We start from the raw sequence: 25112 nt of genomic DNA on the forward strand, positions 1-25112 counted from the left end.
GGCATGACGCGGGCTGGCGGGCCAGTCAGCTATACCGCGGCCCGATACGGGTGCTCGCGCAGCCACTTGGTGGCGATCCATTTCTCGCCGGACTGCACCGGCAGGCCTGCGTGGAGCGTGCGCTCGTCCAGCGTGCCGTCGGGCAGCCGGTAGCTGAAGTACACCGCGTTGCCCTTGACCGGCTCCACTTCCAGGCCGATGCGCGGGAATGCCGTTGCGCCGCCTGCGGGTGGTGTGTTCAGGTAGATGACCAGCGTGGCGATGCGCTGGCCGCCTACGCGGAGCTGGCGCGCCTCGCCGGGGCGCTTCGGGTTGAAGAAATCGAAATGCGGCTGGTATTCGCCGCCGGGCTTGTAGTTGAGTATCTGCAAACCCTCGCCATGATCGGCCGGCACGCCGGTCACCGCGGCGATGCGTGCCTCGATGCGCTGGAGCAGCGCGTGTTCGCCGACCTGGAACATCGCGCCCATGCTGGTGCGTGCATCGATCAGGTTCTCGTCGCCGGTATCGGGATTGACCACCGGCGAACGCGCGAGCCGGCCGCGCGCGAGGTCGATCAGCGCATCGCACTCGGCATCGCTGAGCAACTGGTGGTACAGGCGGATCGCGGGTGCCTGCAGCGAGAACAGCACCTGCACCTCAGGTGCACTTGGGCGCTTCGCGGGGCTGGCTACCGTGGCCCGGGTAACGGCTGGCGTGGCTGGCGTGGCAGACGCTGCGGCCGGCCGATGTCCCATGGCCGTGGCCACCGCGGTGCGGGCGAAGACAGCGTCGTAGCCCGAGCGCAGCATGGACAGCACCAGCGATTCGGCGCCGAAGCCTTCGGCGATATGCCGCGCCAGCCAGCGTTCGAGCTCCGGTGACGAAGTGGCGTAGCCCGGCGAGCCCACGGCCGGGCGCGTGTCGGTGGTCATGACGGATTGGCCAGGCGCTGCGGCGAGAACGGGTTGCGGTCCGGCGCCTCGGGCTGCAGCTTGCGCGGACGGGCCGGAGCGATTTCCGGATCGCCCGCGACGGTCACGGTGGCTTCCGAATACTGCCAGCGCTTCCACGCCGCCAGCACGGCGTTCGGGTATTCCGCGCGGCCGCGGCTGCCGTTGTAGCGCCCCAGCGCCAGGAACAGGTCGCCCTGCTCGCGGTCCAGGTAGTGGCGCAGGATGGTGCAGCCGTAGCGCAGGTTGCTCTGCAGGTGGAACAGCTTGCGCGGGTCGTTGTCGCCGATGGTGCGGGTCCAGAATGGCATCACCTGCATCAGCCCGCGCGCGCCGACCGAGCTCATGGCGTACTTGCGGAAATTGCTCTCGACCTGCACCAGCCCCAGCACCAGCGCGGGCTCCAGCCCGGCACGCTTGGCTTCGTAGTAGGCGGTTTCAATCAGCTCGACGCGCATCTGCGGCTCGGGGATGCGGCCCTCGAGCCGCTGCGACATCTCGCCAAGCCACTTCAGGTAGGCCAGGCGCTCGCCGCCCGAGGCGAAGGCGGGGCGCACCGGGCGCGAGTCGGCAATGGCTGCCGCCAGCGCGCCGCGTACCGAGTCGGCCAGGTCTTCTTCCTTCTGCGCGCCGGCCTGCGCAGCGGCCGCGGCAAGGGCCAGCAGCAGGCTGCCGGCCGTGCGAACCAGACGGGCCGCGCGCATGGGCTTACTTGCCGACCTGGCTGCGTACGTGGCCGACCACGTCGGCCACGGCCACCTGGGTCGCCTGGGCGTCGCGGCGACCCTGGTATTCGACCTTGCCTTCCTTCAGGCCACGGTCGCCGACCACCACGCGGTGCGGCACGCCGATCAGCTCCCAGTCGGCGAACATCACGCCCGGGCGCTCGCCGCGGTCGTCGAGGATGACGTCGACACCGGCGGCCAGCAGCTCGGCGTGGATGCGGTCGGCCTCGGCCTTGACGGCCTCGGAGCGGTCATAGCCGACCGGGCACACCACCACCTCGAACGGGGCGATGGCGGCGGGCCAGATGATGCCGCGCTCGTCGAAGTTCTGCTCGATCGCCGCGCCCAGGATACGGGTGACGCCGATGCCGTAGCAGCCCATCTGCATCGGCTGGGTCTTGCCATTCTCATCCAGGAAGGTCGCGTTCATCGACTCGGAATAGCGCGTGCCGAGCATGAACACATGGCCCACCTCGATGCCGCGGCAGATTTCCAGCGTGCCCTTGCCGTCCGGCGAGGCATCGCCGGCGACCACGTTGCGCAGGTCGGCGACAACGGGCTCGGGCAGGTCGCGGCCCCAGTTGACGCCGGTGAAGTGGTAGTCGCGGTAGTTGGCGCCGCAGCAGAAGTCGCTCATGTTGGCGACGGTGCGGTCGGCCACGACCTTGACCGGCTTCTTCATGTCGATCGGGCCCAGGTAGCCGGGGGGCGAACCGAAGGCGTCGACGATCTCGTTCTCGGTGGCGAAGCGGAAATCGGCCAGGCCCGGCACCTTGGAGGCCTTGACCTCGTTCAGCTCGTGGTCGGCGCGGATCAGCAGCAGCCAGATCTGGGCGCCGGCGTCGCTGTCGGTGGCCAGCACGATCGACTTGACGTTGCGCTCCAGCGGAATGTTCAAGAATTCAGCCACCTGCTCGCACTTGACCTTCTCCGGGGTAAAGGTCTTGACCAGGTCTTCCTTGGGTGCGGCGCGCTCGGCCAGCAGCGGCAGCGCCTCGGCGGCCTCCATGTTGGCGGCGTAGTCGGAAGTCGGGCAGTAGACGATGGCGTCTTCGCCGGTGTCGGCGATCACGTGGAATTCATGCGAGCCCGAGCCGCCGATGGCGCCGTTGTCGGCCGCCACGGCGCGGAATTCGAGGCCGAAGCGCTGGAAAATGCGCACATAGGCGTCGTACATATTCTGGTACGACTTTTTCAGGCCTTCCGTGTCGCGGTCGAAGGAATAGGCATCCTTCATCGTGAACTCGCGGCCGCGCATGATGCCGAAGCGCGGACGGCGCTCGTCGCGGAACTTGGTCTGGATCTGGTAGAAATTGACCGGCAATTGCTTGTAGCTGCGGATTTCCGAGCGGGCGATGTCCGTCACCACTTCCTCGGAGGTCGGCTGCACGGCGAAATCGCGCTCGTGGCGGTCCTTCAGGCGCAGCAGCTCGGGGCCCATCTTGTCCCAGCGGCCGGTTTCCTGCCACAGCTCGGCCGGCTGGATCACGGGCATGGACAGTTCCACGGCGCCGGCGCGGTTCATTTCCTCGCGGACGATGTTTTCCACCTTGCGGATCGTGCGCAGCCCAACCGGCATGTAGTTGTAAATGCCGGCGCCGAGCTTCTTGATCATGCCCGCGCGCATCATCAGCTTGTGCGACACGATTTCCGCGTCGGCGGGGGCTTCTTTCAGGGTGGAAATGAAAAATTGCGAGGCTTTCATCCGAATGTCTTCTCTGGAAACCGGGAATCCCGGTGAATTGGCGGCAGCCATGCCGCGCATAATCGACTGGAACGCGCCGGCAACTGCCTGAAACTGCCTGAAACTGCTCTTCCCGCTCGGGGAAAACCAGCAGCGCCCCGCCTGAGCCGGGCCGCGCGCATCCTTTATAATCGACATAATTCTAAAGGATTCGAGGTGCAGTCATGCTCGATCGTGAAGGCTTTCGCCCGAACGTCGGCATCATCCTCATCAACGCACGAAACGAGGTTTTCTGGGGCAAGCGAATCGGCGAGCATTCCTGGCAGTTTCCGCAAGGCGGCATCAAGTACGGCGAAACGCCGGAACAGGCCATGTACCGCGAACTGCATGAGGAGATCGGCCTGCTACCGGAGCACGTCAGGATCGTCGGTCGCACGCGCGACTGGTTGCGCTATGAGGTGCCGGACAAGTTCATCCGCCGCGAGATCCGCGGCCATTACAGAGGCCAGAAACAGATCTGGTTCCTGCTGCGCATGGCAGGCAGGGACTGTGATGTTCACCTGCGCGCCACCGACCATCCCGAGTTCGACGCCTGGCGGTGGAGCGACTACTGGGTACCGCTGGACGCGGTCATCGAGTTCAAGCGCGACGTCTACCAGCTGGCGCTGACGGAGCTGTCGCGCTTCCTGAACCGCAATGCGCGCGTGCCGCTCAGTCCATACGGCGTGCATCACAACCGCCATGGCGGCGGGCAGCGCCGGCCGCCCCAGGCGGCCCAAGCGGCCGTAGGGGCGCCCGTGGTGCCGGCCGCAGCAGAAGAAGGTGACGCAGTTTTGCCGGCCGCGCCGGCTTCCAACCACACGGAGTCCTGATGAATCGTGTTACCGGCCACGGCCGTCGCGGCGGCCTGACCGCTGCCGGCCTGTTGCTTGCCGCCGCCTGCCTGGCGCTGGCGGGCTGCAAGACCACCGGCAAGGAAATGCCCGAAGAAGAATCCAAGTGGATCAATCCGTTCGAGCCGAAGACCTTCAAGGAGGAAGAGGCCATCCTGCCGGCACTGCCGCAGGATGCGAACCTGATCCCGTTCTCGGTCAACGGCACCGGCAACCTCACGTTCGAGGTGGACAGCAAGTCGGTGTCGGTCGGCGCGGACAAGGTGGTGCGCTTTACGGTGGTGATCAGCAGCGCCAGCGGCGCGCGCAACGTGAACTTCGAAGGCCTGCGCTGCGACGCGTTCGAGCGCAGGATCTACGCGACGCTGCCCGTGGGCGCCAAGGAATGGGAACTCAACCGCGGCGATAACCGCGATAGCTGGGTCCGCATGCAGACCAGCGCGCGCAACGCCTACGCGGCCACGCTGGCGACCGATTTCTTCTGCGAAGGCCGCACCGTGGCCGGTACGCCGGAAAAGATGGTCCGCGACCTGAAAGACAGCGCGCCGCACAAGCGCTGAGTGGCGCCGGACTGAACGCAAAAGGGCGATGCCGAGGCATCGCCCTTTCTTCTTTTGGCCGGCTGATCGGGCTCAGACCAGCACCAGGTTGTCCCGGTGGATCAGCTCGGGTTCGTTCAGGTGACCCAGCACCGATTCAATCTCCGACGACGGCTTGCGTGCGATCAGGCGGGCTTCGGCGCTCGAATAATTCGTGATGCCGCGCGCCACTTCGCGCCCATCGGCGCCGACACAGGCGATCACCTCGCCACGCGCGAACTCGCCCTGCACTTCCACCACGCCGATCGGCAGCAGTGACTTGCCGCCGCTGGTTAGCTTCTCCACCGCGCCGGCATCGATCATCACACGGCCGCGCAGCTGCAAGTGATCCGCCATCCACTGCTTGCGCGCGGTCAGGCGGCCAGTCGGCGCCAGCAGTTGCGTGCCGATGGCCTCGCCCGCGGCCAGGCGTTCCAGCACGTTGGCTTCGCGGCCCGAGGCGATGGTGGTGTGCGCGCCCGACTTGGCCGCGCGCTTGGCCGCCAGGATCTTGGTCAGCATGCCGCCCCGGCCGATGGACGTGCCGGCGCCGCCCGCCATCGCTTCCAGCTCGGGTGTGCCGGCCAGCGCCTCGTCGACGAACTCGGCATTCGGGTCCTTGCGCGGATCGGCGGTGTAGAGCCCGCGCTGGTCGGTCAGGATGACCAGCGCATCGCCTTCGATCAGGTTGGTCACCAGCGCGCCCAGCGTATCGTTGTCGCCGAACTTGATTTCGTCGGTGACCACGGTGTCGTTCTCGTTGATGATCGGCACCACGCCCAGCGACAGCAGCGTCAGCAGCGTGGAGCGCGCGTTCAGGTAGCGTTCGCGGTCGGCCAGGTCGGCGTGGGTGAGCAGCACCTGCGCGGTGCGGATGCCGTAGCGGCCGAACTGGCTCTCGTACACCTGGGCCAGCCCCATCTGGCCGACAGCGGCGGCAGCCTGCAGTTCGTGGATTTCACGCGGGCGGCGCACCCAGCCCAGGCGCTGCATGCCTTCGGCAATGGCGCCGGAGCTGACCAGCACCACTTCCTTGCCGATCGAGCGCAGCTTGGCGATCTGCGCCGCCCAGCGCGCAATGGCGTCGTAGTCCAACCCCTTGCCGTCGTTGGTGACCAGGCTGGAACCAACCTTCACGACGATACGTTTTGCCTGGGCAATGACCGATTGCATGGCGAGAAATCCTGTCTCCGGGGGGCTTTTTTTTGCATCCCCAATGGTGGTCCCTCGCCCCGCATGGGCGAGGAAGAAGAACCGGCTTACTGCTCGTGACCTTCCTGGTCGACGTTGTGCAGGCGCCCGTCGAGCCGGATGTCGGGCTCAGCCAGCGCAGCGGCCTCTTCGGCCTTGATCGCGGCCAGGTGGTCCTTGATCGCGTAGATCAGCTCGCGGCAGCCTTCGCCGGTGAGCGCCGAGATCTGGAAGACCGGGCCCTTCCACTTGTAGCGCTTGATGAAATCCTTGGCGCGCGCGCCACGCTCGTCCTCCGGCACCATGTCGAGCTTGTTCAGAACGAGCCAGCGCGGCTTGTCGTAGAGCGTTTCATCGTACTTCTTCAGCTCGTTGACGATGGCCTTGGCTTCCGCCACCGGGTCCACCGCTTCGTCGAACGGGGCCAGGTCGACAATATGCAGCAGCAGTCCCGTGCGCTGCAGGTGGCGCAGGAACTGGTGGCCCAGGCCAGCGCCTTCGGCCGCGCCTTCGATCAGGCCAGGAATATCGGCCACCACGAAGGACTGTTCATGATCGACGCGCACCACCCCAAGGTTCGGGTGCAGCGTGGTGAACGGATAGTCCGCCACCTTCGGGCGCGCGTTGGAGATATGCGAGATGAACGTCGACTTGCCCGCGTTGGGCATGCCCAGCAGGCCGACGTCGGCCAGCACCTTCAGCTCCAGCTTGAGCATGCGGCGCTCGCCGGGCTTGCCGTCCACCTGCTGGCGCGGCGCGCGGTTGGTACTGGACTTGAAATGCAGGTTGCCCCAGCCGCCCATGCCGCCTTCCGCGAGGCAGACCTTCTGGCCGTGCTCGGTCAGGTCGGCGATCAGCTCGCCGGTGTCCATGTCGGCAATCAGCGTGCCGACCGGCATGCGCAGCGTGACGTCGTCGCCGGCGGCGCCGTAGCAGTCGGAGCCACGGCCGTTCTCGCCATTCTTGGCGACGTGCTTCTTGGCGTAGCGGAAGTCGATCAGGGTGTTGATATTACGGTCCGCCACGGCGAACACGCTGCCGCCCCGGCCGCCGTCGCCCCCATCCGGACCACCGAAGGGCACAAACTTCTCGCGCCGGAACGAGGCGCTGCCATTGCCGCCGTTGCCGGCGATGGCTTCGATTCGGGCTTCGTCGATGAACTTCATAGTAGGTTTCCGTGGTGGACCGGGCTACCGACCGGCATTGGCAACTCACATTGTCGCCAAAAATGAAAAAGCCCCGCAAGCATTGCGGGGCCTTCGTGCTGCAAAGGCTGTTATCAGGCCGCCGGAACGACGCTGACTTGCTGCTTTTTGGCAGGGCCCTTGACGGCGAATTGCACGTGGCCGTCGACCAGTGCAAACAGGGTGTGGTCCTTGCCCACGCCGACGTTGTCGCCTGCGTGCACACGGGTACCGCGCTGACGGACGATGATGCCGCCGGCGTTGATGGCCTGGCCACCAAACACCTTCACGCCCAGACGCTTCGATTCGGAATCACGGCCGTTCCGCGTGGAACCGCCGCCTTTTTTCTGTGCCATGTCTTACTCCTGTCGCTTTACCGGGTTACGTTCGAATGATCAGGCGTTGATCGCTTCGATGCGCAGCTCGGTGTAGTTCTGGCGATGGCCTTGACGCTTCTGGTAGTGCTTGCGACGGCGCATCTTGAAGATCTTCACCTTGTCGTGACGACCTTGGGAGATAACGGTAGCCTTGACGGAAGCCCCGCTAACCAGCGGCGTACCAAACTTGATTTGGTCGCCGGCGCCCACTGCGAGCACCTGGTCGAGCGTGATTTCTGCGCCAATGTCTGCCGGTATCTGTTCTACTTTCAGTTTTTCGCCAGCAGCAACCTTGTATTGCTTGCCGCCGGTTTTTACGACCGCGTACATTGTCGAACCTCTCGGATGTGAATAAAACGCCGAATGCCGGCACTGGGTGTTCCCGCAAACGCTGCTAGGCAGCCTGCGCACGCCTGTGCGGCCCGGTTATCTCCCACCGGCCACCACCCGCAAGACGGGCAAAACAACCGGAGGAAACCGCGAACTATAAACCAGGCCGGAGAAAAACGCAAAGAAAACAGGCACATAGCCAGTCCGGCGGCGCCTTGCGCACTTCTGCGCGAGCGCGGATCAGGTCAGATCGGCCAGCAGGAAGCCCGCCAGTGCGGCAAACGCAACCCACCAGGCCATTCGGCGGGCGTTGCGGCGGGACGTGGGCTTGTTCATGCCGGAATTATAGATGGCGGCAGCCGCGCATCCCCCGAATGGGTACAGGCACTGGCATGAACCCCATTGGCATCGCATATAATCGTCCGGTTTTGCGTAACGGTGATCATCTTGACCCAGCCTTCCGCCACTGCCTTGCTTGCCCCGGTCGCTGCAGACATGCGCGCGGTCGATGCGGTCATCCGTCAACGGCTGTCTTCCGAAGTCCCCCTGATCGAGCAGATCGGTGAATACATCATCAGCGCCGGCGGCAAGCGCCTGCGCCCGGTGATCCTGCTGCTGTCGGCACGCGCCTTCGGCTACGACGGCCACCGCCACCATGAACTGGCCGCTGTCGTGGAGTTCATCCACACCGCCACGCTGCTGCATGACGACGTGGTCGATGAATCCGAGCTGCGCCGCGGCCGCGAGACCGCCAACGCGGTGTTCGGCAACGCCGCCAGTGTGCTGGTGGGCGACTTCCTCTATTCGCGCGCGTTTCAGATGATGGTCGATGCGGGCAGCATGCGCATCATGGAAATCCTCTCGAACGCGACCAACGTGATCGCCGAGGGTGAAGTGCTGCAGTTGCTGAACATGCACGATCCCGATGTCACCGTCGAGCGCTACCTGCAGGTGATCCGCTACAAGACCGCCAAGCTGTTCGAGGCTTCGGCCCAGCTTGGCGCCGTGCTCGCGGGCGCCGACACCGCCATGGAAGAAGCCGCAGCCGAATACGGCCGCCGCATCGGCACCGCGTTCCAGCTCATCGACGACATGCTGGACTACACCGCCAGCGCCGAGCAGATGGGAAAGAACGCCGGCGACGACCTGCGCGAAGGCAAGCCCACGCTGCCGCTGCTACACCTGCTCGAGCACGGCACGCCGGAGCAGCGCGCACTGGCGCGCGACGCCATCGTGCAGGGTGGCACCGAGCATTTCGACGCGGTGTTCTCGGCCATCCATGCGAGCGGCGCGCTCGAGGTCACCTACGAAGCCGCGCGCCGCGAAGCCGAGGCCGCCGAAAAGGCCGCCCAGCTGTTTCCGCCGTCGGCATTGAAAGATACGCTGATTGCGCTGTGCGCGTTCTCGCTGGAGCGGCAATCCTGAAATAGCCGCAACCCTCTTCCCATTCGGGAGAAACGCTGTTAGACTTACGTTCTTTGCTGCTGACCGCCAACGGTTGGCAACAAAGTCAGAATTCGGGGTGTAGCTTAGCCTGGTAGAGCGCTACGTTCGGGACGTAGAGGCCGGAGGTTCGAATCCTCTCACCCCGACCAGAATTCATGGCCACGCAGTTCCCGGCCAGCAAGAAGCCGCACAGCAATGTGCGGCTTTTTTGTTTTTCGCGCTGCCCAAATCCCTGCCCCGATCCCCCACGCTTCGCCGCCCTCCACGCTCCCCGCGCAAGTAGGGTTGCGCCCCTGTCGCACAAATGCCGACATGGCCCGTTGTCGCCTTTACAAAAAGTGACCCCGGCGGCAAACTGCGCCGATCCGGGGGCCTGTGGCCCCAACGGGCGCCCGCGCGCGCTCGCACCATTTGGTTCCTGCCATGACACTTGGTCTCGCCCTTGCACAGAGCCGTCGCATCGCGCCTGCGCTGCTCGCCCAGCTGGAACAGTCCGCGCGCGAAAAGCAGACGCAGTTGATCGACGAGATCGTCGGCAGCGGCACCATGAGCGCGCACGATGTCGCGCTGTTCGCCGCCGACAAGTACCAGCTGCCGCTGCTCGACCTGGCGCAGTACAACCTGAACAAGGTTCCGCCTGCGCTGGCGGGCAACCGCGAATTTCATGCCCATCGACTGCTGCCGCTAGGCCGGCGCGAGAACCGCCTGGTGGTGGCGATCTCCGACCCGTCCAACCAGGCCGGGCTCGACGCCATCAAGCAGAAGTACAACCTGCCGGTCGATACCGTGGTGGTGGAGCACGACAAGCTGATGAAGCATGTGCGCTCGGCCGGGGAAGCGGCGGGCACGCTTAAGGACATCGCGCCCGGGGCAACGCCCACCCAGCGCAAGCTGATCGAGTACGACCCCGTGGCCGCTGCCACTGCGCAGCGCAATCGCACCGCCACCAGCGACATCGACGATGCGCCGGTCGTGCGCTTCCTGCAGAAGCTGCTGACCGAGGCTTTCCACCGCGGCGCATCAGACCTTCACTTCGAGCCATTCGAGACTTTCTACCGCGTCCGCTTTCGCGTCGACGGGGTGCTGCAAGAGGTGGCACGCCCGCCGCTCGATATCCGCGACAAGATCGCGACGCGCATCAAGGTGCTGTCGCGCCTGGACATCTCCGAAAAGCGCGTGCCGCAAGACGGCCGCATGAAGCTGCTGATCCCGTTGCCGCAGGGCAAGGACTCCAAGGAAATCGTCGAGAAGGCGGTGGACTTCCGCGTGTCTACGCTGCCTACGCTCTTCGGCGAGAAGATCGTGATGCGTATCCTGGAATCGTCGAGCGACAAGCTGGACATCGACCAGCTCGGCTACGAGCCCGAGCAGAAGGCGCTGCTGATGGACACCATCAAGCGCCCATACGGCATGATCCTGGTCACCGGCCCCACCGGCAGCGGCAAGACCGTTTCGCTCTACACGTTCCTGAACCTGCTGAACCAGGGCGACATCAATATCTCGACGGCCGAAGACCCGGCTGAAATCCAGCTGCCCGGCATCAACCAGGTCAACGTCAACGACAAGGCGGGCCTGACCTTCGCCGCGGCGCTGCGCTCGTTCCTGCGCCAAGATCCGGACATCATCATGGTCGGCGAAATCCGCGACCTGGAGACCGCCGATATCTCGATCAAGGCCGCGCAGACCGGCCACCTGGTACTGTCGACGCTGCACACCAACGATGCGCCGACTACGCTGACGCGCCTGATGAACATGGGCGTGGCGCCGTTCAATATCGCCTCCAGCGTGCTGCTGATCACGGCGCAGCGGCTGGCGCGGCGGCTGTGCACGTGCAAGCGCGCGGGCTCGATCCCGCATGAGGCACTGCTCGATGCGGGCTTCAAGGAAGCGCAGATCGATGGCAGCTGGCAGCCTTATCATCCGGTCGGTTGCGAGCGTTGCAACGGCAGCGGCTACAAGGGACGCTGCGGCATCTACCAGGTCATGCCGATCACCGAGGCCATGCAGCAGATCATCCTGTCGCACGGCACGGCGCTGCAGATTGCCGAACAGGCCCGGCGCGACGGCGTGCTATCGTTGCGGGAAGCCGGCTTGCTGAAGGTCAAGCAGGGGGTCACGTCACTCGAAGAAGTGCTGGCCACAACCAATACGTAAAACAACAGACAAGTAATGTCGGGGGTCAAACATGGCAACGCGCGCACCAGCAGCGGGCGCACGGGCGGCAGCGCCGTCACGCGCGAAAGCAGGACGCAAGGCACCTACGCAGTACATCTTTGAGTGGGAAGGCAAGGACCGCAAGGGCAAGACGTTCACCGGGGAACAGCGGGCCGAGAACCAGGCCGAGGTCACGGCGGCACTGCGCAAGCAGGGCCTCACCGTGGTCAAGATGAAAAAGCGCAAGGCGGCGCGCGGCAAGAAGATCACCGAGAAGGACATCGCGTACTTCACCCGCCAGCTCTCGACCATGCTCAAGGCGGGCATCCCGCTGCTGCAGTCGATCGACATCATCGCGCGCGGCCATGCCAACCCGAACTTCACGCAGCTGCTGTCCGACATTCGCTTCGACATCGAGTCCGGCAGCAGCATGGCGCAGGCCTTCCGCCGCCACCCGCGCTATTTCGACACGCTGTACTGCAACCTGATCGACGCCGGCGAACAGGGCGGTATCCTCGATTCCCTGCTGGAGCGCCTGTCGCTCTACATGGAAAAGACCATCGCGCTGAAGAGCCAGATCAAGTCCGCGATGATCTACCCGATCGCGGTGCTGACCGTGGCCTTTGCCGTGACGGTGATCCTGATGCTGTTCGTGATCCCGGCCTTCAAGGGCGTGTTCTCGAGCTTCGGCGCCAACCTGCCGGCGCCGACGCTGGTAGTGATCGCGATCTCGGACTTCTTTGTCTCGTACTGGTACATCGTCATCGGCATACCGGTGGGCGGCATCGCCCTCTATTTACGGGCCTTGAAGAAGTCGGAGAAAGTCCAGCGCAGCACCGACCGCATGTTGCTGAAGCTGCCCATCTTCGGCAGCCTGTTCCGCAAGGCCGTGATCGCGCGCTGGACGCGTACGCTCGCCACCATGTTCGCCGCCGGCACGCCGCTGGTGGAATCGATGGAATCCGTGGCGGGTGCCGCCGGCAACTGGGTCTACTACGACGCCACGCGCGAGATCGAACAGGCGGTGCGCATCGGCACCAGCCTGACCAACGCCATGCAGGCCACGCACGTGTTCGATGCCATGGTGCTGCAGATGACCCAGATCGGCGAGGAATCGGGCGCGCTCGACAATATGCTGCTCAAGGTGGCCGAGTTCTACGAGCGCGAGGTCGATGACGCCGTGGCGGCCATTTCGAGCCTGATCGAACCGCTGATCATCGTGGTGCTGGGCGTGCTCATCGGCGGCATGGTGGTCGCGATGTACCTGCCGATCTTCAAGCTGGGACAGGTGGTGTAATCGATGAATCCGGTATTTCCCGCCGGCGGCGCCTCCACGCTGCCGGCGCTGGCGGCGCTGCCGCCGTCGTTCCTGCTGGCGGCAGCGGCCGTCCTCGGCCTGCTGGTGGGCAGCTTCCTGAACGTGGTGATCCACCGGTTGCCGCGCATGATGGAGTATGACGAGGCCAACTACATCGCCGAACTGCGCGGCGATCCCCTGCCCTACCCGGAACGCTACAACCTGATGGTGCCGCGCTCGGCCTGCCCGCACTGCGGACATGCCATCGCCGCCTGGGAGAACATTCCCGTCATCAGCTACCTTTTCCTGCGCGGGCGCTGCTCGTCGTGCAAAGCGCCTATCGGCATGCGGTACCCGCTGGTGGAGCTGGCTTGCGGCGTGCTGAGCGCGCTGGCTGCCTGGCACTTCGGACCGACCTGGCAGGGCGTGGCCGCGCTGGTGCTGCTGTGGTCGCTGCTGGCGCTGACGATGATCGATGCCGATACGCAGCTCCTGCCCGACCAGATCACGCTGCCGTTGGTGTGGCTGGGGCTGCTGCTCAACCTGGGCGGGCTGTTCGTGCCGCTGGCCGATGCGGTGATCGGCGCCGCGGCCGGCTACCTGCTGCTGTGGTCCGCCTACTGGGCGTTCAAGCTGGTGCGCGGCAAGGAAGGCATGGGCTATGGCGACTTCAAGCTGATGGCCGCGCTGGGCGCCTGGTTCGGCTGGCAGGCGCTGCCGACGCTGGTGCTGCTGTCTTCGGTGGTCGGCGTGGTCTTTGGCGTTGCCAGCATCGCGCTGCGCCGCCAGGGCCGCGACACGCCCTTCCCGTTCGGCCCCTTCATTGCCGGCGCCGGCGTGCTGGTGCTGTTCTTCGGCCCCGCCGTGCTGCCGCTGCCGATGCCGTGAGCGGCGGCCTGCGCCGCGCCAAGCTGGTATCGTTCGGGCATTGCACCCACGGAACCTGACATGCTGGAGATCGGACTGACAGGCGGCATCGGCAGCGGCAAGACGCGCGTGGCCGACATGTTCGCCGCGCGCGGCGCCGCCATCATCGACACCGACCTGCTTGCCCACGAGATCACCGCCCCGGGCGGGCAGGCCATTCCCGCGCTGGTCGAGGCCTTCGGCCCGCAGTGCCTGCGCCCCGACGGCGCCATGGACCGCGACGCCATGCGTGCGCTGGTCTTTGCCGATCCTGCCGCCAAGGCGCGACTCGAAGGCATCACCCATCCGCTGATCCGCAACCTGACCACCACGCGCGCCAAGGCCATCGCCGATACCGGCGAGCACCCGTACCTGATCTACGTGGTGCCACTGCTGGTCGAATCCGGCACCTGGGTCGAGCGCGTCGGGCGGGTGCTGGTGGTCGATTGCACTGAGGACACGCAGGTTGCGCGCGTCATGGCGCGCAACGGCTTCAGCCGCGAGCAGGTGCTGGCCATCATGGCGAAACAGGCCACGCGGGCACAGCGCCTGGCCGTGGCCGACGATGTGGTCGACAACGACGGGCCAGTCGAAGCGCTGACCGCGCAGGTGGACCGGCTGGACCAGACCTATCGGTCGCTGTCCGCCGCCGGCGTCACGCGAGCCTGATTCCGGGGCACAGTCGGTCCGGCATGAGCGAACAAACGGCGCATCACGCACATTGCATTGTCCTCGCAGGCCGTCTCGCATAGAATGCGCTGGATCATGACGCGAAATGCGCGGAGAGACGTAGCTTCCACGCATTCCTGACGTTCCCCGGGCCACGCCCGCACCGGGACGCTCCCACAGGAGCGCCGCCTCAGCTGCTCGGACATAGCACTTGATCCTGTACGAATATCCTTTCAACGAACGCATCAGGACGCTGCTGCGCCTTGAAGACCTGTTCGATCGGCTGGATTACTTCCTTGGCCAGGAACACGCCCTGCAGCACCATGTCGCGCTGACCACGCTGTTCGAGATCATCGACGTGGCCGGCCGCGCCGATCTCAAGACCGACCTGATCAAGGAACTGGAGCGCCAGCGCCAGGCGTTGACCGCGTTGCGCGTCAATCCGCAGATCGACCAGGAAGCACTGGATGCGGTCATCGGCGAGATCGAGCAAGGCATCGCCATGCTCAACCAGACCGTGGGCAAGGCGGGCCAGCTGCTGGCCGACAACGAGTGGCTGACCAGCATTCGCAGCCGCGCCATCATTCCCGGCGGCACCTGCGAGTTCGACCTGCCGGCCTACTACGCCTGGCAACATCGTCCGGCCGAGGAACGCCGCGCCGATATCCTGAAGTGGGCCAGGCCCCTGGTGGCGCTGCGCGCCGGTACCTCCACGGTGCTACGGCTGCTGCGTGAATCGGGCCAGAGCGGCAAAGTGATCGCCACCGGCGGCAGCTACCAGCAGATGCTGTCGGGCCGCAGCTACCAGCTCATGCAGGTGCATCTCGATGACTCGCTGCTGGCCTTCATCCCCGAGATGAGCGCCAACAAGTACATGCTGTGGGTGCGCTTTACGCAGCAGGACGGCGACCTGCGCCCGCGTTCAGTCGATGCCGACATCCCGTTCCTGCTCAAGCTCTGCAATTTCTGAAGTCATGCCTGCCGTCGTCAAATGCCCCACCTGCGGCACCAAGGTGGAATGGATTCCCGAAAACAAGTTCCGCCCGTTCTGCTCCGAGCGCTGCAAGCAGATCGACCTGGGCGCGTGGGCATCCGAGAAGTACGTAATCGGCAGCAAGCCGGGCGAGACCCCTTCGCCGGACCTGCCGGAAGACGAAGACGACTGAGCCGGGACGACCGGGTCGTCCCGCCAGCTCAATGCGCCGCGGCCAGTACGCGGCGGTAGAACCCCGCACATACCAGCACGAACACCGCCAGGCCGAGCCATTCGGCCGTGACGGCAAAGCCCTCGCCCACCACAGCCAGCGGCGCGTCCTTGCCTGACAGGCCGATCACGGCCGCCAGCAGCACCCCGACCAGGCTTTCCCCGACGATCAGGCCCGACGCCAATAGCGTGCCGCGCCGTTCGGCATGTTCAAGCGCCAGCTTGACATCATCCCCACGCGCGGTGGCGCGGCGGCGCTCGGAGCGCAGCAGAAACCATGCGAGCACGGCCCCCACGACCAGTGCCGAGCTGATCGTCGGCGGCAGGTAGATGCCGATGCCCACGGCCAGCACCGGCAACCGCCCCGTGCCGCCGCGGCGCAGCATCTCGTCGATCGCGATCAGCACCACGCCGAGCGCAATGCCGATCAGGATCATGTTCCAGTTGAGCTGGTGCGTGAAGATGCCGGTGGCAATGGCCGTCATCAGCGTAGCCTGCGGAGCCGCCAGCGCCTGCCCCGGGTCCATGCCCGCGCGCGGGAGCGCACCCGCAAACCCATAGGCGTTGTAGAGCAGTTCCAGCACCGGCGGGATCACCGCCGCACCGACCGCGCATCCGATCAGCAGCGCGACCTGCTGGCGCCACGGCGTGGCGCCCACGAGCCAGCCGGTTTTCAGGTCCTGCAGGTTGTCGTTGGAGATCGTGGCCACGGCCAGGACGGCGGCGGTCGTGAAGATGGCCAGCGCAATCGCGAACTTGCCGCCTTCCAGTGTATCGAGCAGGCCGTCGGCCGTGCCGATCGCCAGGATCAGCAGCGACACCAGGATCACCGCGATGATGCCGATGCCCGAGATCGGGCTGGCGGACGAACCCACCAGCCCTGCCATGTAGCCGCAGGCAGCGGCCACCAGGAATCCGAACACGAAGGCGAACAGCACGGCGCAGCCCACGAGGCGCCAGCGCGCGCCGGCATCCATCGGCGCCGGCATCATGAAATAGCCGAACGTCACCGCCAGCACCACCGCCAGCGCGACGGCCAGGATGCCGATCCAGCGTACCGGCATATCCTTTTGCGTGCGCGGCATCCCGGCACCACCACCCGCACCGGCGCCCTTGATCGCACCAAGCGACGCGCGGATGCCTTCGAGCATTGGCCCGGCCAGCGTGATCAGCGTCCAGATTGCCGCGATACCGATGGTGCCCGCGCCGATGAAGCGCACCTGCGTGCTCCACACCATCGTTCCAAAGGCCTGCAGCGTGGCGCCTTCCGGGCGCGGCGTGATGGCTGTCAGCCAGGGCACGGCGATGCCCCACGTCAGCACCAGGCCAAGCAGCATGGCAAGCCCGCCGACGATGCCGACCAGGTAGCCCGCACCCACCAGCGCCAGCGAGAAGCCCATCGAGAAGCGCACCACCGATGCCCCGGCAGCGAGCCACAGGTTGGCGCCCTCGGCGAGCAGGCGCAGGCCGCCCGCGGCAAAGCTGAACACGCCCGCCACCAGGCCACCGGCCATCAGGTCTGCCAGACCGGTACCCTGCTTCTTCCCGCCGGATGCGGTGTCCTGCCCGGCACTGCCCACGCGCAGGATCTCGGCGGCGGCCACACCCTCCGGATATGGCAGCTCGCTCTGTACCACCATCGCATGGCGCAGCGGAATGCTGAACAACACGCCGAGCATGCCGCCCGCCGCGCAGATCGACAGCGTCTGCCAGAACGGGAAACCCTGCCAGTGGCCCAGCATCACCAGGCCCGGCAGCACGAAGATGATCGACGACAGGGTGCCCGCGGCCGAGGCCTGCGTCTGCACCATGTTGTTTTCGAGGATATTGGCGCTCGGGAACAGGCGCAGCACCGCCATCGAGATCACGGCGGCGGGAATCGCCGAGGAGAAGGTGAGCCCGACCTTGAGGCCAAGGTAGATGTTGGAGGCGGTGAACACCACCGTAATCAGCGCCCCAAGGATGATGCCGCGCAGGGTCAGCTCAGGGAGGGAAATATCGTCGGCAACGCGGTCTGCACGCAGCATACGGGTTCCTTTCTTGCTGTTGTTATGTCGGCGCGATCACGGGCGCCGCGGCCGCAGGGGCGCGGGTAATGCTCGGATTGTCAGGCGGCGCGGGATTCTTCGCCCAGCCATTCGACCACCGGGATGGTGGCCGGCAGCAGCGGTTCGACCGTCACCGGCACCGTCTGCCACGAGAAGGCCTGGCCCTCGCGCCCGACCGGATCGCCGCGCCATGCCATGACCTTGCAGAAATGCAGCCGCACGTAGGCGTGCGGGTAATCGTGTTCGAGCACGTGCCAGCGCACGCATTCGGTGATGTCCAGGCCCAGCTCTTCATGAAGTTCGCGCGCGAGCGCGGCTTCCACCGTCTCGCCCGGTTCCAGCTTGCCGCCCGGGAATTCCCAGTAGCCCTCGTAGGGCTTGCCGCCCGGGCGCTGCGCCAGCAAAAAGCGGCCGTCGGGCTGCACCAGCACGCCCACGGCCACCTCGGTAACCTTGCGCGGCGCAGCCGTGTCTTGCGCTTGCGTCATGCGCCCTCCACGTCGGCAATGAACGGCTTGCCATGCTTGCCGCCCCAGTCGCGCGCGAACTGCCAGGCCACGCGGCCCGAGCGCGAGCCGCGCTCGAGCGCCCACACCAGCGCATCGCCGCGCGCGGCGGCAATGTCCTCGTCCGTGCAGCCAAAATGCTTGAGCCAGTGACCGACGATGGCCAGGTACTCGTCCTGCTTGGGCGGATAGAACGACAGCCACAGGCCGAAGCGCTCGGACAGCGAGATCTTCTCCTCGACCACCTCGCCGGGGTGGATCTCGCCATCCTCGGTATGGCGGTAGGACTCGTTGTCCTTCATGTACTCCGGCAGCAGGTGGCGGCGGTTGGACGTCGCGTACACGAGCACATTGTCCGACTGCGCGGCCACCGAGCCGTCGAGCGCCGACTTGAGCGCCTTGTAGCCCGATTCGCCTTCCTCGAACGACAGGTCGTCGCAGAAGATCACGAAGCGCTCCGGGCGCTGCGAGACCTGCTCGACGATATCGCCAAGGTCGCCCAGGTCGCTCTTGTCCACTTCCACCAGCCGCAGCCCGTCCTTGACGAAGGCATTGAGGCAGGCCTTGATCAGCGACGACTTGCCGGTGCCGCGCGCGCCGGTCAGCAGCACGTTGTTGGCCGGCAGCTGGTTCACGAACTGGCGCGTATTGCCGACGATGGCGTCCTTCTGGCGCTCGATGTTCTTGAGGTCGTCCAGGTGGATCGGCGGCAGCTGGCGCACCGGCTGCAGGTAGCCGATATTGCCGAACAGGCTCTGCCGCTTGCGCCAGCGGAACGCTACCGCCTCCTGCCAGTCCGCATCCGTCAGTTGCGGCGGCAGCCACTGTTCCAGTCGGGCGAGGAAGTTGTCGAGGCGGGAGGCGAGGTCAGACATGGCAGCAGCGGAGCGTCGTTGAACAGGGAGCGGTGATCAGGAACGGTAGTCGGCGTTGATCGACACGTAGTCGTGCGAGAGGTCGCAGGTCCACACCGTGGCCTCGGCCTTGCCGCGGCCGAGCGCGATGCGCACGGTGATCTCGGCCTGCTTCATCACGCGCTGGCCGTCCTCTTCGAGGTAGTCGGGATTGCGGCCGCCGTCGCGAGCCACCCAGACGTCATCGAGCCACAGGTTGACGCGGTCGACATCAAGATCGTCCACGCCGGCGTAGCCCACCGCAGCCAGGATACGGCCCAGGTTGGGGTCCGACGCATAGAACGCGGTCTTGACCAGCGGCGAATGGGCCACGGCATAGGCGATCTGGCGGCACTCGGCCACGTCCTTGCCGCCTTCCACGCGGATGGTCATGAGCTTGGTGGCGCCTTCGCCGTCGCGCACGATCATCTGCGCGAGTTCCTGGGCCAGGCTCGTGACGGCCTCGCGCAGCGCCTCGAAGGCCGGGCCTTCGGCACGGTCGATGGCGGCGGCGCCCGACTTGCCCGTGGCAATCAGCACAAAGGAATCGTTGGTCGAGGTGTCGCCGTCGATCGTGATGCTGTTGAACGAGTGGTCGGCCGCATGCGACACCAGCGCCTGCAGCACCGGCTGGGCCACGGCCGCGTCGGTGGCAATGAAGCCGAGCATGGTCGCCATGTTCGGGCGGATCATGCCGGCGCCCTTGCTGATGCCCGTCAGCGTGACGGTCTTGCCGTTGATATGCACAGTGCGCGACGCCGCCTTGGGCTGCGTGTCCGTGGTCATGATCGATTCGGCGGCGGCCAGCCAGTTGTCCGGCTTCGCATTGGCGATGGCGGCGGGCAGCGCAGCGACCAGGCGGTCCACCGGCAACTGCTCCAGGATCACGCCGGTGGAAAACGGCAACACCTGATCCGTGGTGATGTGCAGTTTTGCCGCCACCGCATCGCAGGTCGCGCGCGCATTCGCCAGGCCGAGGTGGCCGGTGCCGGCATTGGCGTTGCCGGTGTTGATCACCAGTGCGCGGACGCCCTTGGCCGCAGCCAGGTGCTCGCGGCACACCTGTACCGGCGCGGCGCAGAAGCGGTTGCGCGTGAAGACGCCTGCCACGGTGCTGCCTTCCGCCACACGCACCACCAGCACGTCCTTGCGGTTGGCCTTGCGGATGCCGGCCTCGGCCCAGCCGAGCTCGACGCCGGCGACGGGTTTCAGGTTTTCTGCCTGCGGCAGCGGAAGATTGACGGGCATATCGGCTCCTGTCCTGTAGTCCTGCTTGATCTGTTGTTCAGTCGTCAGACGAACATGCCCGCTTGGCGCGGGCATGTCGTTACCTCTTCGCCCCTTGCGCCGTGGCGGCAAGGGCTGTCGTGCATGGTCCGGCTGGCGCCAGGCTCAGCTCAGCTTGCCGTGGCACTGCTTGAACTTCTTGCCCGAACCGCACGGGCAAGGATCGTTGCGGCCCACCTTGGGCATGCCGGCCAGCGCCATTTCCGCGGCCACGGCGGCGCCGGTGCGCGGCGACGGCGCCTCTTCCACGGGCTCGCGGCCCTCGGCGAACTCGTCGTGCTTGTACTGCACGTTCTCCAGGTGCGACAGGCCTTCCTCGATCTGTTCCGAAGCCTGCTCCAACTCTTCCGGCGACTGGATCTGCACGTTGAAGGTCACGCGCGTGACTTCGTCCTTGATCACGTCCAGCAGGCGCGCGAACAGTTCGAACGACTCGCGCTTGTATTCCTGCTTCGGGTCCTTCTGCGCATAGCCGCGCAGGTGAATGCCCTGGCGCAGGTGGTCCAGCGCGGCCAGGTGCTCGCGCCAGTGCGTGTCGATGCTCTGCAGCATGACCGAGCGCTCGAAACCGGCAAACGATTCGCGGCCCACCATGGCCACCTTGCCTTCGTAACGTTCCTCGGCGGCCTTCTGGATCATGTCGAGGAGTTGTTCGTCCTCGATGCTCTGGGCGCCTTCGATGGTCTTGGCCAGCGGCAGCTCCAGGCCCCAGTTCTCGCGCAGGCGCGCTTCCAGGCCGGCAATATCCCACTGCTCTTCCATGGTATCGGCCGGCACGTGCTCGCGGAACAGCTCGATCAGCACGCTTTCGCGCAGGTTCTTGACCATTTCGCCGACGTCATTGGCTTCGAGCACGTCGTTGCGCAGCTTGTAGATTTCCTTGCGCTGGTCGTTGGCGACGTCGTCGTACTGCAGCAGCTGCTTGCGGATATCGAAGTTGCGGCCTTCCACCTTGCGCTGCGCCGATTCGATCGAGCGCGTGACGATGCCGGCTTCGATCGGCTCGCCCTCGGGCATCTTCAGGCGTTCCATGATCGCGCGCACGCGGTCGCCCGCGAAGATGCGCAGCAGCTGGTCGTCCAGCGACAGGTAGAAGCGCGACGAACCCGGGTCGCCCTGGCGGCCGGCACGGCCGCGCAGCTGGTTGTCGATACGGCGCGACTCATGGCGCTCGGTGCCGACGATATGCAGGCCGCCGAAGGACTTGACCTGCTCGTGCAGCGACTGCCATTCGTCCTTGAGCTGCTGGATGCGCGCGGCCTTGTCGGCATCCGACAGGTTCGGGTCGACCTCGATGAAGCCGGCCTGCTTCTCCACGTTGCCGCCGAGCACGATGTCGGTACCGCGGCCGGCCATGTTGGTGGCGATGGTGATCATCTTCGGGCGGCCGGCCTGGGCCACGATCTCGGCCTCGCGCTCGTGCTGCTTGGCGTTGAGCACCTGGTGCGGCAGCTTTTCCTTGCCGAGCAGGTCCGACAGGTACTCGGACGTCTCGATCGAGGTCGTGCCGACCAGCACCGGCTGGCCACGCTCGTAGCAGTCGCGGATGTCGCGCACGACGGCGTCGTAACGCTCCTTGGACGTCTTGTAGATCTGGTCCTGCAGGTCCTTGCGCTGGGCCGGGCGGTTGGTCGGGATCACCACCACTTCCAGGCCGTAGATTTCCTGGAATTCGTAGGCTTCCGTGTCGGCCGTGCCGGTCATGCCGGCCAGCTTGGTGTACATGCGGAAGTAGTTCTGGAACGTGATGGTGGCCAGCGTCTGGTTTTCCTGCTGGATGGTCACGCCTTCCTTGGCTTCCACGGCCTGGTGCAGGCCGTCGGACCAGCGGCGGCCCGTCATCAGGCGGCCGGTGAATTCGTCGACGATCACGACCTCGTCGTTCTGCACCACGTAGTGCTGGTCGCGGTGGAACAGGCTGTGCGCGCGCAGGGCGGCGTACAGGTGGTGCATCAGCGTGATGTTCTGCGGCGCGTAGACCGATTCGCCCTCGCCGATCAGGCCCTGCTGCGCCAGGATTTCCTCGGCCTTCTCGTGGCCGGACTCGGTCAGGTAGACCTGGTGGCCCTTCTCGTCCACGTAGTAGTCGCCCGGCACTTCCACGCCGGTACCGTCGGCCTTTTCCTCGCCGATCTGGCGCGTCAGCAGCTTGGGAATGCCGTTCATGCGCTGGTAGAGATCGGTGTGGTTCTCCGCCTGGCCCGAGATGATCAGCGGCGTACGGGCCTCGTCGATCAGGATCGAGTCCACTTCGTCGACGATCGCGTAGTTCAGCGGCCGCTGCACGCGCTGCGACGGGTCGTAGACCATGTTGTCGCGCAGGTAGTCGAAGCCGAACTCGTTATTGGTGCCGTAGGTGATGTCGGCGTTGTATGCGGCCTGCTTCTGGTCATGCGCCATCTGCGACAGGTTCACGCCCACCGACAGGCCCAGGTAGTTGTACAGGCGCCCCATCCACTCGGCGTCGCGCTGGGCCAGGTAGTCGTTGACGGTCACCACGTGCACGCCCTTGCCGGTGATGGCATTGAGGTACACGGCCAGCGTGGCGGTCAGCGTCTTGCCCTCGCCGGTGCGCATTTCGGCGATCTTGTTGTCGTTCAGCACCATGCCGCCGATCAGCTGCACGTCGAAGTGGCGCATCTTCATGACGCGCTTGCTGGCCTCGCGGCACACGGCAAAGGCCTCGGGCAGCAGGGCCTCGAGCGATTCGCCGCCGGCGTGGCGCTGCCGGAAGGTCTCCGTCATGCCGCGCAGGTCGTCATCCGAGAGCTGCTCGAACTTGGGCTCCAGCGCGTTGATCTGCGCCACCGTGCGGCGGTATTGTTTGATCAGCCGCTCGTTGCGGCTGCCGAAGACTTTCTTGAGAAGGCCCGTGATCATCGAGTGCTTTCACCTGCGCGGACCGGACCGGCGACCCGCGTGCGGGCGGCCCCAGCCGTGCCAGGCATGGATAGATTGGCGCAAAACGCCGAGTTTATCATGTGCCGGGGTCGCGGCCGGGACGGGTGCGGCCCTGTTACCAAAGCCCGGCGGGACGTTGATTTATCGAAAGATCGGGGCGGAACGGCAAGGTTCAATCGCCGGCCGCCGGATGTGCGCTTCGGATTGCGTGACAAGCCCTTCACAGGACCCCGCAAATGCCGTTGCGGCGCCCTGGCTTGCTAGAATGCATCGATGCGCCTGTTCACCCACCACGCCCTGCAGACACCGGCGGCCAAGCCCCTGAACGACTGGCTGGCCAAGGCCGGCCCGGTTTCCGCGCTGATGCAGACCGCGCGGGAACTCGCGTCGCTGGAAGCCGAGGTGCTGTCGCTGCTGCCACCGGCCATGCGCAACGGCATTGCCGTCGCCGGGGTCAAGCGCGACGGCCGCGGACCTCAGCAGGAACAGGTGCTGCTGTTGCTGGCCGCGCATGGCGCGGCGGCGGCGCGTGTGCGTCAGGTGGTGCCGACATTGCTGTCCCGCCTGCAAGAGCGGGGCTCGCAGGTGACTGCAATCCGGGTACGGGTACAACCCGAAACAACGCGCCACAGCGACTGGGATACCGGCCCTGTGGTGCGGCCGCGGACCCACGGACGGATGACAGCGGTCGGGCTTGCCAGCCTGGACGAGTTGGCGCGCAACCTGCCGCCGTCACCGCTGCAGGACGCGTTGAAGACCCTGCTGTCGCATCATCGGTAGGATCGCAAAATGAAAAACCGGCCCGAGGGCCGGCTTTTTTCTTCCCACTGCTCGCCGCAATCAGGCAAACGCGGGCTGGAGCTGCGGCAGGAACGCGGCCGGAGCGTCTTCCACGCGGTCGAACGTCACCAGCTCATAGGCTTCCTGGTCCGCCAGCAGTGCACGCAGCAGCTGGTTGTTCATGCCATGGCCCGACTTGTGCGCGATATAGGCGCCAATCAACGGATGGCCGACCACATACAGGTCGCCAATCGCATCCAGGATCTTGTGGCGCACGAACTCGTCGCCATAGCGCAGCTCTTCGTTGTTGAGCATGCGGTGCTCATCCAGCACGATCGCGTTATCCAGACTGCCGCCACGGGCCAGGCCCATCTCGCGCAGCGCCTCGACCTCATGGGCGAAGCCGAAGGTGCGCGCACGGGCGATCTCGCGCACGTAGCTGGTGTCGGCGAAATCGATCGCGAAGCTCTGGCCGGTCTTGTCGACGGCCGGATGGCGGAAGTCGATCGTGAACGAGAGCTTGAAGCCGAAGAACGGTTCCAGGCGCGCGAGCTTGTCGCCTTCGCGCACTTCGACGGCCTTCTTTACGCGGATAAAGCGCTTGGCGGCGTTCTGCTCTTCGATGCCGGCCGATTGCAGCAGGAACACGAACGATGCCGCGCTGCCGTCCATGATCGGGATTTCCTCGGCGTCGACGTCGACATAGAGGTTGTCGATGCCCAGGCCGGCGCAGGCCGACATCAGGTGCTCGACCGTGGAAACGCGCGCACCATCCTTCTGCAGCACCGATGCCAGGCGCGTGTCGCCAATGGATCCGGCGGCTGCGGGAATCTCGACGGCTTCGGGCAGGTCTACGCGGGTGAATACGATACCGGTCCCAGCCGGTGCCGGCCGCAGGGTCAGCGTCACTTTGCGACCCGAGTGCAGACCGATGCCGACCGTCTTCACCAGGGACTTGATGGTGCGCTGTTTAAGCATGGCGGCCTCAGTAATTATTAGAACCTATCAGATTCTCTTAGTCGATTAAGTGATTTTACCACTGCTAGGGAAATCCCGCTAAGAGTCTTTGTTTCGGTGTGTTAATACATGCACACGGAGTGTAGTATGCGACACATCGCGTGACTGAT

23 protein-coding genes and 1 tRNA gene are annotated in these 25112 nt (G+C 65.6%); 11 read left to right on the forward strand and 13 right to left on the reverse strand.

The genetic code is table 11. The features are described from left to right. Nucleotides 1-29: 29 nt before the first annotated feature. Genes AC3FNH_RS11620 through AC3FNH_RS11630 form a run of 3 tightly spaced genes read right to left on the reverse strand, consistent with a single transcriptional unit; the run spans nt 30 to nt 3362 of the window. Complete coding sequence (locus AC3FNH_RS11620) at nt 30-914, reverse strand: 2OG-Fe(II) oxygenase (protein WP_488720155.1); 885 nt, start codon at nt 912-914, stop codon at nt 30-32. Then, entirely contained in the window at nt 911-1636 is a 726-nt protein-coding gene (locus AC3FNH_RS11625; protein ID WP_488720156.1) for a lytic transglycosylase domain-containing protein, read from the reverse strand. Before AC3FNH_RS11625 ends, AC3FNH_RS11620 begins: the two co-directional genes overlap by 4 nt. 4 nt (nt 1637-1640) lie before the next feature. After that, nucleotides 1641-3362: a proline--tRNA ligase gene (locus AC3FNH_RS11630; RefSeq protein ID WP_488720157.1), complete on the reverse strand. Its 1722-nt coding sequence runs from the start codon at nt 3360-3362 to the stop codon at nt 1641-1643. A 203-nt stretch (nt 3363-3565) separates the two neighbouring features. On the opposite strand from AC3FNH_RS11630, the gene AC3FNH_RS11635 reads away from it, so the two are divergent. After that, nucleotides 3566-4213 (forward strand): RNA pyrophosphohydrolase, encoded by a 648-nt coding sequence (locus AC3FNH_RS11635; RefSeq protein ID WP_276098579.1) that lies wholly within the window; start codon nt 3566-3568, stop codon nt 4211-4213. Then, nucleotides 4213-4794, forward strand: a complete 582-nt coding sequence (locus AC3FNH_RS11640; RefSeq protein ID WP_488720158.1) for a CNP1-like family protein — start codon at nt 4213-4215, stop codon at nt 4792-4794. The genes AC3FNH_RS11635 and AC3FNH_RS11640 overlap by 1 nt, the downstream gene beginning before the upstream one ends. A gap of 72 nt (nt 4795-4866) precedes the next feature. Here AC3FNH_RS11640 and proB read toward each other — a convergent pair whose 3' ends face one another. The 4 genes from proB to rplU all read right to left on the reverse strand — a co-directional run bounded on the left by proB (nt 4867) and on the right by rplU (nt 7894). Next, nucleotides 4867-5985 carry a glutamate 5-kinase gene (gene proB, locus AC3FNH_RS11645; protein WP_276098581.1) on the reverse strand — a complete coding sequence of 373 codons (1119 nt, stop codon included), beginning with the start codon at nt 5983-5985 and terminating at the stop codon, nt 4867-4869. An 86-nt stretch (nt 5986-6071) separates the two neighbouring features. Further along, nucleotides 6072-7169 (reverse strand): GTPase ObgE, encoded by a 1098-nt coding sequence (gene obgE, locus AC3FNH_RS11650; RefSeq protein ID WP_488720159.1) that lies wholly within the window; start codon nt 7167-7169, stop codon nt 6072-6074. Between the two features lie 113 nt (nt 7170-7282). Beyond that, nucleotides 7283-7543, reverse strand: a complete 261-nt coding sequence (gene rpmA, locus AC3FNH_RS11655) for a 50S ribosomal protein L27 (protein WP_092306246.1) — start codon at nt 7541-7543, stop codon at nt 7283-7285. Between the two features lie 39 nt (nt 7544-7582). Then, a complete protein-coding gene (gene rplU / locus AC3FNH_RS11660) occupies nt 7583-7894 on the reverse strand; it encodes a 50S ribosomal protein L21 (protein ID WP_011299103.1) in 312 nt (103 codons plus the stop codon). Nucleotides 7895-8389: 495 nt separating this feature from the next. Here rplU and ispB point away from each other — a divergent pair, with 495 nt between their 5' ends. From ispB to AC3FNH_RS11700, 8 genes are all read left to right on the forward strand, one after another. Then, a complete protein-coding gene (ispB, locus tag AC3FNH_RS11665; RefSeq protein ID WP_276100819.1) occupies nt 8390-9319 on the forward strand; it encodes an octaprenyl diphosphate synthase in 930 nt (309 codons plus the stop codon). A 93-nt stretch (nt 9320-9412) separates the two neighbouring features. Next, nucleotides 9413-9489 (forward strand) — tRNA-Pro (locus tag AC3FNH_RS11670). A gap of 274 nt (nt 9490-9763) precedes the next feature. Continuing rightward, the gene (gene pilB, locus AC3FNH_RS11675) at nt 9764-11494 is read left to right on the forward strand and encodes a type IV-A pilus assembly ATPase PilB (RefSeq protein WP_488720160.1); all 1731 of its coding nucleotides are present in this window, start codon (nt 9764-9766) and stop codon (nt 11492-11494) included. Nucleotides 11495-11525: 31 nt separating this feature from the next. After that, nucleotides 11526-12791, forward strand: a complete 1266-nt coding sequence (locus AC3FNH_RS11680; RefSeq protein WP_276098585.1) for a type II secretion system F family protein — start codon at nt 11526-11528, stop codon at nt 12789-12791. Nucleotides 12792-12794: 3 nt separating this feature from the next. Continuing rightward, a complete protein-coding gene (locus AC3FNH_RS11685; protein ID WP_488720161.1) occupies nt 12795-13679 on the forward strand; it encodes a prepilin peptidase in 885 nt (294 codons plus the stop codon). A 60-nt stretch (nt 13680-13739) separates the two neighbouring features. After that, entirely contained in the window at nt 13740-14366 is a 627-nt protein-coding gene (gene coaE / locus AC3FNH_RS11690; protein ID WP_276098587.1) for a dephospho-CoA kinase, read from the forward strand. 211 nt (nt 14367-14577) lie between these two features. Further along, a complete protein-coding gene (gene zapD / locus AC3FNH_RS11695) occupies nt 14578-15336 on the forward strand; it encodes a cell division protein ZapD (protein ID WP_224082031.1) in 759 nt (252 codons plus the stop codon). A 4-nt stretch (nt 15337-15340) separates the two neighbouring features. Beyond that, entirely contained in the window at nt 15341-15532 is a 192-nt protein-coding gene (locus AC3FNH_RS11700; RefSeq protein WP_011299110.1) for a DNA gyrase inhibitor YacG, read from the forward strand. Between the two features lie 28 nt (nt 15533-15560). Here the strand turns inward: AC3FNH_RS11700 and AC3FNH_RS11705 are convergent, their stop codons facing one another. The 5 genes from AC3FNH_RS11705 to secA all read right to left on the reverse strand — a co-directional run bounded on the left by AC3FNH_RS11705 (nt 15561) and on the right by secA (nt 23184). Then, entirely contained in the window at nt 15561-17597 is a 2037-nt protein-coding gene (locus tag AC3FNH_RS11705) for an OPT family oligopeptide transporter (protein WP_488720162.1), read from the reverse strand. A gap of 80 nt (nt 17598-17677) precedes the next feature. Continuing rightward, the gene (locus AC3FNH_RS11710) at nt 17678-18106 is read right to left on the reverse strand and encodes an NUDIX domain-containing protein (RefSeq protein ID WP_488720163.1); all 429 of its coding nucleotides are present in this window, start codon (nt 18104-18106) and stop codon (nt 17678-17680) included. Further along, nucleotides 18103-18999 carry an ATP-binding protein gene (locus AC3FNH_RS11715; RefSeq protein WP_276098590.1) on the reverse strand — a complete coding sequence of 299 codons (897 nt, stop codon included), beginning with the start codon at nt 18997-18999 and terminating at the stop codon, nt 18103-18105. Before AC3FNH_RS11715 ends, AC3FNH_RS11710 begins: the two co-directional genes overlap by 4 nt. 36 nt (nt 19000-19035) lie before the next feature. Then, the gene (gene argJ, locus AC3FNH_RS11720; RefSeq protein WP_488720164.1) at nt 19036-20265 is read right to left on the reverse strand and encodes a bifunctional glutamate N-acetyltransferase/amino-acid acetyltransferase ArgJ; all 1230 of its coding nucleotides are present in this window, start codon (nt 20263-20265) and stop codon (nt 19036-19038) included. Between the two features lie 144 nt (nt 20266-20409). Beyond that, nucleotides 20410-23184 (reverse strand): preprotein translocase subunit SecA, encoded by a 2775-nt coding sequence (secA, locus tag AC3FNH_RS11725; protein WP_276098592.1) that lies wholly within the window; start codon nt 23182-23184, stop codon nt 20410-20412. A gap of 294 nt (nt 23185-23478) precedes the next feature. On the opposite strand from secA, the gene AC3FNH_RS11730 reads away from it, so the two are divergent. Then, nucleotides 23479-23985, forward strand: coding sequence for a DciA family protein (locus tag AC3FNH_RS11730; RefSeq protein WP_488720165.1), 507 nt, complete (start codon nt 23479-23481; stop codon nt 23983-23985). Between the two features lie 60 nt (nt 23986-24045). On the opposite strand, the gene lpxC is transcribed toward AC3FNH_RS11730, so the two are convergent. Further along, complete coding sequence (lpxC, locus tag AC3FNH_RS11735; RefSeq protein WP_276098594.1) at nt 24046-24963, reverse strand: UDP-3-O-acyl-N-acetylglucosamine deacetylase; 918 nt, start codon at nt 24961-24963, stop codon at nt 24046-24048. Nucleotides 24964-25112 lie beyond the last annotated feature (149 nt).

This window comes from Cupriavidus sp. 22TCCZM01-5, from assembly GCF_057798915.1.